Origin of the sequence: Streptomyces sp. MS191, from assembly GCF_008042125.1 — a bacterium.
GTDB lineage: Bacteria > Actinomycetota > Actinomycetes > Streptomycetales > Streptomycetaceae > Streptomyces.
Window position 1 is genome coordinate 1 of sequence record NZ_RDBI01000014.1, and the last position, 5,725, is coordinate 5,725.

At 73.1% G+C, this 5,725-nt stretch carries 4 protein-coding genes and 1 pseudogene; all 5 read left to right on the forward strand.

Annotated features, from left to right (window positions below):
• Positions 1 to 203 (forward strand): annotated as a pseudogene (locus EAO71_RS01975) (SDR family NAD(P)-dependent oxidoreductase); the annotation flags it as partial.
• 258 nt (positions 204 to 461) lie between these two features.
• The gene (gene lanL / locus EAO71_RS01980) at positions 462 to 3,245 is read left to right on the forward strand and encodes a class IV lanthionine synthetase LanL (protein ID WP_147976024.1); all 2,784 of its coding nucleotides are present in this window, start codon (positions 462 to 464) and stop codon (positions 3,243 to 3,245) included.
• A gap of 44 nt (positions 3,246 to 3,289) precedes the next feature.
• On the forward strand, positions 3,290 to 3,445 hold the full coding sequence (locus EAO71_RS37400; RefSeq protein ID WP_187282522.1) for a VenA family class IV lanthipeptide: 156 nt from the start codon (positions 3,290 to 3,292) through the stop codon (positions 3,443 to 3,445).
• A 108-nt stretch (positions 3,446 to 3,553) separates the two neighbouring features.
• Entirely contained in the window at positions 3,554 to 4,663 is a 1,110-nt protein-coding gene (locus EAO71_RS01985; RefSeq protein ID WP_261991947.1) for an ABC transporter ATP-binding protein, read from the forward strand.
• Between the two features lie 95 nt (positions 4,664 to 4,758).
• A partial coding sequence (locus EAO71_RS01995) for a family 1 glycosylhydrolase (protein ID WP_147976025.1) occupies positions 4,759 to 5,725 on the forward strand: 967 nt, incomplete at its 3' end.

The following is a 5,725-nucleotide window of genomic DNA, read 5'->3' on the forward strand; positions in this document are numbered from 1 at the left end:
GCTCCACCCAGGGGATCGGCGCCGCCATCGCCACCGGCCTGGCCCGGGCGGGAGCCCGCGTGGGCGTCAACGGGCGGACGGAGGAACGGGTGGAACGGGCCATCGCGAGCATCCGAGCCGAGGCCCCTGACACGGATCTGGTCCCGGTGGTCGCCGACGTCGCCGGCGAGGAGGGCGCGCGGCGTGCCGCCGACGTGCTGCCGCGACCTGCGAGATTCATGACGCATCGGCCCGGCCGTTTGCATTCCTGAGAAAAGGCTGCCATTTCATCGAACAGGTGAATTATTTGACGACCCCGGCGAGAAAAGTGCGCCTCTCTTTGCGCCGGACTGCGCCATGTATTTCCTCAACAACACCGTGCGCTCGCCGAACGAAGGGACTTCCGCCGGGAGTGCACTGTACTTTTCTGCTCACCGAAGGCATTTTCCAACCAGCGGTTCTCACCGTTGAGAGGGACACGCATGACGAGTCACGTGACCGAAGTCGACCTCGAAAGTCTGCTCCGCCGGACGCTACAGGCCACAGGTACGGGCACGCGTTGGACGACCGACGCGGACGAGATGTGGTGCCGCCTCACCCGCCGGTCCGGTGTACGACGCCGGCAGGGCTGGAAACTGCATGTGTCCGCGACGGCCGCCTCCGCGCCGGCGGTCCTCGAGAAGGCTCTGGACGTGCTGCTGCGCGAGGAGTCGGCGTTCAAGTTCGTCCGGTCGCTCGAGCAGGTCAGCGCGCTCAACTCCCGGGCCACGCCGCGGGGGAGCTCGGGCAAGTTCATCACCGTCTACCCGGCCACCGACGACGACGCGGCCCGAATAGCGCTGGAGCTGCACAGGGCCACGGCGGGCCTGACCGGACCACGGATCCTGTCGGACCAGCCGTACGCTCCGCAGAGCCTGGTGCACTACCGCTACGGCGCGTTCGTCGGCCGKCGGCGGCTTTCGGAACAGGGTCTGCTGGTGTGGTTCATCGAGGACCCCGACGGCAATCCCGTCGAGGACAAGCGCACCGGTCAGTACTGCCCGCCCTCCTGGGCCGTCTGCCCCTTCCCGGCCTCGGTGCCGCTTCCGCCGCGTCAGGAGAAGGCGGCGAGCAGCCCGGTGCTGCTCGGCGGCCGGTTCTCGGTCCGGGAAGCGATCCGGCACACGAACAAGGGCGGCGTGTACCGGGGCACGGACGTCACCACGGGYGCRCCCGTGGTGATCAAGGAGGCCCGGCCGCATGTGGAGGGCGACGCGTCGGGTTCCGACGTCCGAGACTGGCTGCGGGCCGAGGCCAGGACGCTGGAGAGGCTCCAGGGCACGGGGCTGGCGCCGGAGGCGCTCGCGATGTTCGAGATGGGCGGGCACCTGTTCCTCGCTCAGGAGGAAGTGCCGGGTGTGCCCTTGCGCACCTGGGTCGCCGAGCGGTTCCGCGACGTCGGGAGCGAACGCTACCGAGCGGACGCGCTCGCCCAGGTCGGACGTCTGGTGGACCTGGTCGCGGCGGCCCACGCCTCCGGCTGTGTGTTGAGGGACTTCACGCCCGGCAACGTCATGGTCCGCCCCGACGGAGAACTGCGCCTGATCGACCTCGAGCTCGCCGTCCTGGCGGACGACGTCCCCCTCCCGACCCGGGTCGGGACCCCCGGCTTCAGCGCCCCCGAGCGCCTGGTGGACGCACCCGTCTCCCCGACGGCCGACTACTACAGCCTCGGCGCCACCGTGTGCTTCGTACTCGGCGGAAAGGTACCCAACCTGCTGCCCGAGGAGCCGGCCACCAGACCCGCGGAGCAGCGGTTCGCCGAGTGGCTGGGCGCCTGCGACGGAACGCTGCGCCTGCCGGACGGCCTGCCGGAGATGATCCTCGGGCTGATGAAGGACGACCCCGCCGAGCGCTGGGACCCCGACCGGGCGCGTGAGGCGCTGAGCGAGGCGGACCCGGCGCGGCCGGGGCCTCCCGCCGCGGACCCGGCGCGGACGGACGAACCTCCTCGCCGCAGGGACGCGGCGCGCCCGCCGAACCCGGCCGGCGCGGTGCGCCCGCCGCACCCCACCGCCCGGACGGCGCGGACACCTGGGGCTCCGCGCGGGACGGACGAACCGTACGACGCGACGCAGGCCGCGATCGACGGGATGGTGAACCACCTCGTCGATTCGATGACCCCGGCCGACCGGTGGCTGTGGCCCGTGTCGACCCTGGCGGGGGAGACCGACCCCTGCACCGTGCAGCAGGGTGCGGCAGGTGTGCTGGCGGTCCTGACACGGTACTTCGAGCTCACCGGCGACCCGCGCCTGCCGGAGCTGATCTCCACCGCGGGCCACTGGATCGCCGCCCGTACCGACACCCGTTCCATCCGTCCGGGTCTGCACTTCGGAGGCCGCGGAATCGCCTGGGCGCTGTACGACGCGGGGCGGGCCATCGCCGACCGCGCGCTCACCGGCCACGCGTCGGCCCTGGCGGTGGCCCCCTCGGAAGCGACGCTGAGCCATGACATCACCCACGGCTCCGCCGGCAGCGGACTGGCGGCCGCCCACCTGTGGCACCGTACCGGTGACCCGCGCCTCGCCGAGCTCGTCGTCGACGCGGCCGACCGGCTGGCCGCCGCCGCACAGCCGGAGCCGTCGGGCGTGAGCTGGCCCGTCCCGGCGGAGGCCGTGTCCGAGGAGGCCGGCAAACGCTATCTCGGCTTCGCGCACGGAACGTCGGGCATCGGCTGCTTCCTCCTGACCGCGGCGGCCGTCTCCCGGCGGCCGGAGCACATGGAACTGGCCGTGGCGGCGGGGGAGCACCTGGTGGCCGGCGCCGTGACGGTCGGCCGGGCGGCCCAGTGGCCCGCCGAGACCACGGACGTGCCGACGGCCCCGTACTGGTGCCACGGCTCGGCGGGTATCGGCTCGTTCCTGGTCCGGCTCTGGCAGCGGACGGGGGACGAGCGGTTCGGCGACCTCGCCCGCGGCGCCGCGCACGCCGTCGCGGAGCGCTCCTCCCGGGCCGCCCTGGCGCAGTGCCACGGACTGGCGGGGAACGGCGACTTCCTCCTCGACCTGGCCGATGCCACCGGGGATCTCGCCTACCGCGCGATGGCCGAGGACCTGGCCCGCCTCATCGTCACCGAACGCGCCCACCGCGACAGCCACGTCGTCTTCCCCAACGAGTACGGGGACGTCTCGACGAGCTGGAGCGACGGGTCCGCGGGAATCCTGGCGTTCCTCCTGCGGACCCGCCACAAGGACTCCCGGCACTGGATGGTCCGGCAGCCGGGCTGAGCGACGGGAACCCCCGTCGCCACCACGAAGAGAAGGAGAATGTCATGGAGAACCAGGCTCTCGAGCTGCTGGCCCACCTGCACGCCCTTCCGGAGACCGACCCGGTCGGCGTCGACGGAGCGCCGTTCGCGGCGACGTGTGAGTGCGTCGGCCTGCTGACGCTGCTCAACACCGTCTGTGTGGGCATCAGCTGCGCCTGACCGAGAACCTCCGGCCGGTGGCCGCCCTCGGGCGGCCGCCGGCCGGAGCGTAGGCCCGCGGCGGCCGGCAGACCCGCGTACGACACCCCCGTGAAGGAGGACCCGACCATGCGGCCACCTGCCGGTGACGGCACTCGCACCCCGGCACCCGTCCTGACCGCGGCCCCCGCGGACCCCGACACCGCACAGCCCGCTGCCCCGCCGGTGTACGCGATCAGCACCCGCGGTCTGGTCAAGAGCTACGCGGGCCCGGACGGGACCACCACCCACGCCGTACGCGGCCTGGACCTGGACGTGCGCCAAGGTGAGACGTTCGCCTTCCTCGGCCCCAACGGCGCGGGGAAGTCCACCACCCTCGCCCTGCTGTGCGCCCTGGCCCGCCCCACCGCCGGACGGGCCACGGTGGCCGGCGCCGACGTGCTCGCCCGGCCGGACCAGGTACGACAACGGGTCGGGATGCTGTTCCAGCACAGCGCCCTGGACCCGGACCTGACAGCCGAACAGAACCTGCACATCCACGCACGCCTCTACGGACTGCGCCGCCGCCACGCCCGCGTGCGCACCACCGAGATGCTCGACCTGGTCGGACTGACCGACCGGCGGCGTTCCCTGGTACGCACCCTGTCCGGAGGCATGCGGCGCCGCCTGGAGCTCGCCCGCGGCCTGCTGCACGCGCCCCGGGTGCTGTTCCTCGACGAGCCGACCACCGGACTCGACCCGCACGCCCGCGCCCAGGTCTGGGAGCACCTGCGCGCACTGCGCGACCAGCACGGCAGCACGCTCTTCGTCACCACCCACTACCTGGAGGAGGCGGAGCACTGCGACCGCCTCGGCATCATCGACCACGGCCGGCTCGTGGCCCAGGGCACGCCCCTCGCGCTCAAGGCCGCGATCGGCGACGACCGGGTGGCACTGCGCACCGGCGACGACGCGGCGTGCACCGCGATGCCGTGGGCTTCCAGTGCCGCGCACAGGCGGGGGATCCAGGCGCTGCCGTCGGGCACCCGCAGGGACACCCCTTGGGCGTCCAGGGTGACGGCGAGGCCCGGCGGTACGGTCCGGCCCACGACCTGCCGTGCTGCCGCGTCGTCGCCGGTGCGCAGTGCCACCCGGTCGTCGCCGATCGCGGCCTTGAGCGCGAGGGGCGTGCCCTGGGCCACGAGCCGGCCGTGGTCGATGATGCCGAGGCGGTCGCAGTGCTCCGCCTCCTCCAGGTAGTGGGTGGTGACGAAGAGCGTGCTGCCGTGCTGGTCGCCCCTTTTCGCTCCTCTCCCCTCGTCACGCCGCACACCCTTGTCCACGAGAGGTTCCCTGTGTCCAAAGCGATCGATCTCGCCGCCTTCCCCCGAGACTTCCTCTGGGGCACGGCCACATCCGCCTACCAGATCGAGGGGGCGGTGGCGGAGGACGGCCGGTCCCCGTCCATCTGGGACACGTTCTCCCACCTCCCCGGCAGGATCGACAACGACGACCACGGCGACGAGGCCTGCGACCACTACCACCGGTGGCCGCAGGACATCGCCCTGATGCGGGAGCTCGGCACCGACGCCTACCGGCTGTCCGTCGCCTGGCCGCGCGTCGTGCCCGGTGGGGACGGGCCGGTCAACGACCGCGGCCTGGACTTCTACGACCGGCTCGTCGACGGACTGCTCGACGCCGGCATCACCCCTTCGGTCACCCTGTACCACTGGGACCTGCCCCAGGTGCTGCAGGACCGGGGCGGCTGGACCGAGCGCGCGACGGCCGAGCACCTGGCCGCCTACGCCTCCGCCGTCGCCGCCCGGCTCGGCGACCGCGTCACCCGGTGGGCCACCCTCAACGAACCGTTGTGCTCGGCCTGGATCGGCCATCTGGAGGGGCGGATGGCGCCCGGCCTGACCGACCTGACCGCGGCGGTCCGCGCCTCGTACCACCTGCTCCTCGGCCACGGACTGGCCACCCAGGCGATCCGCGCGGCGGCGCCCGGCGCGCGGATCGGCCTGGTGACCAACCACTCCACCGTCGAGGCGGCCACCCCCCGGCCCGAGGACGTCGCGGCGGCCCGCCGGCTGGACGGCCACCTCACCCGCTGGTGGCTCGACCCGGTGTACGGCCGGGGCTTCCCCGCCGACATGCGCGAGCTCTACGGGGTCGACCTGCCCGAGCGGGCGGGCGACCCGGAGACGATCGCCGCACCGCTGGACTGGCACGGCCTCAACTACTACTTCCCGGCCGTCGTCGTCGACGACCCCGACGGTCCCGTCCCGCACGCCCGGGAGGTCCACCGGCCGGAGGTCCCGC

What these genes read in the sequence shown, in the direction of transcription:
- EAO71_RS37400 (WP_187282522.1), top strand. Translation starts at nt 3,290, where the DNA reads ATGGAGAACCAGGCTCTCGAGCTGCTGGCCCACCTGCACGCCCTTCCG.
- EAO71_RS01985 (WP_261991947.1), top strand. Translation starts at nt 3,554, where the DNA reads ATGCGGCCACCTGCCGGTGACGGCACTCGCACCCCGGCACCCGTCCTG.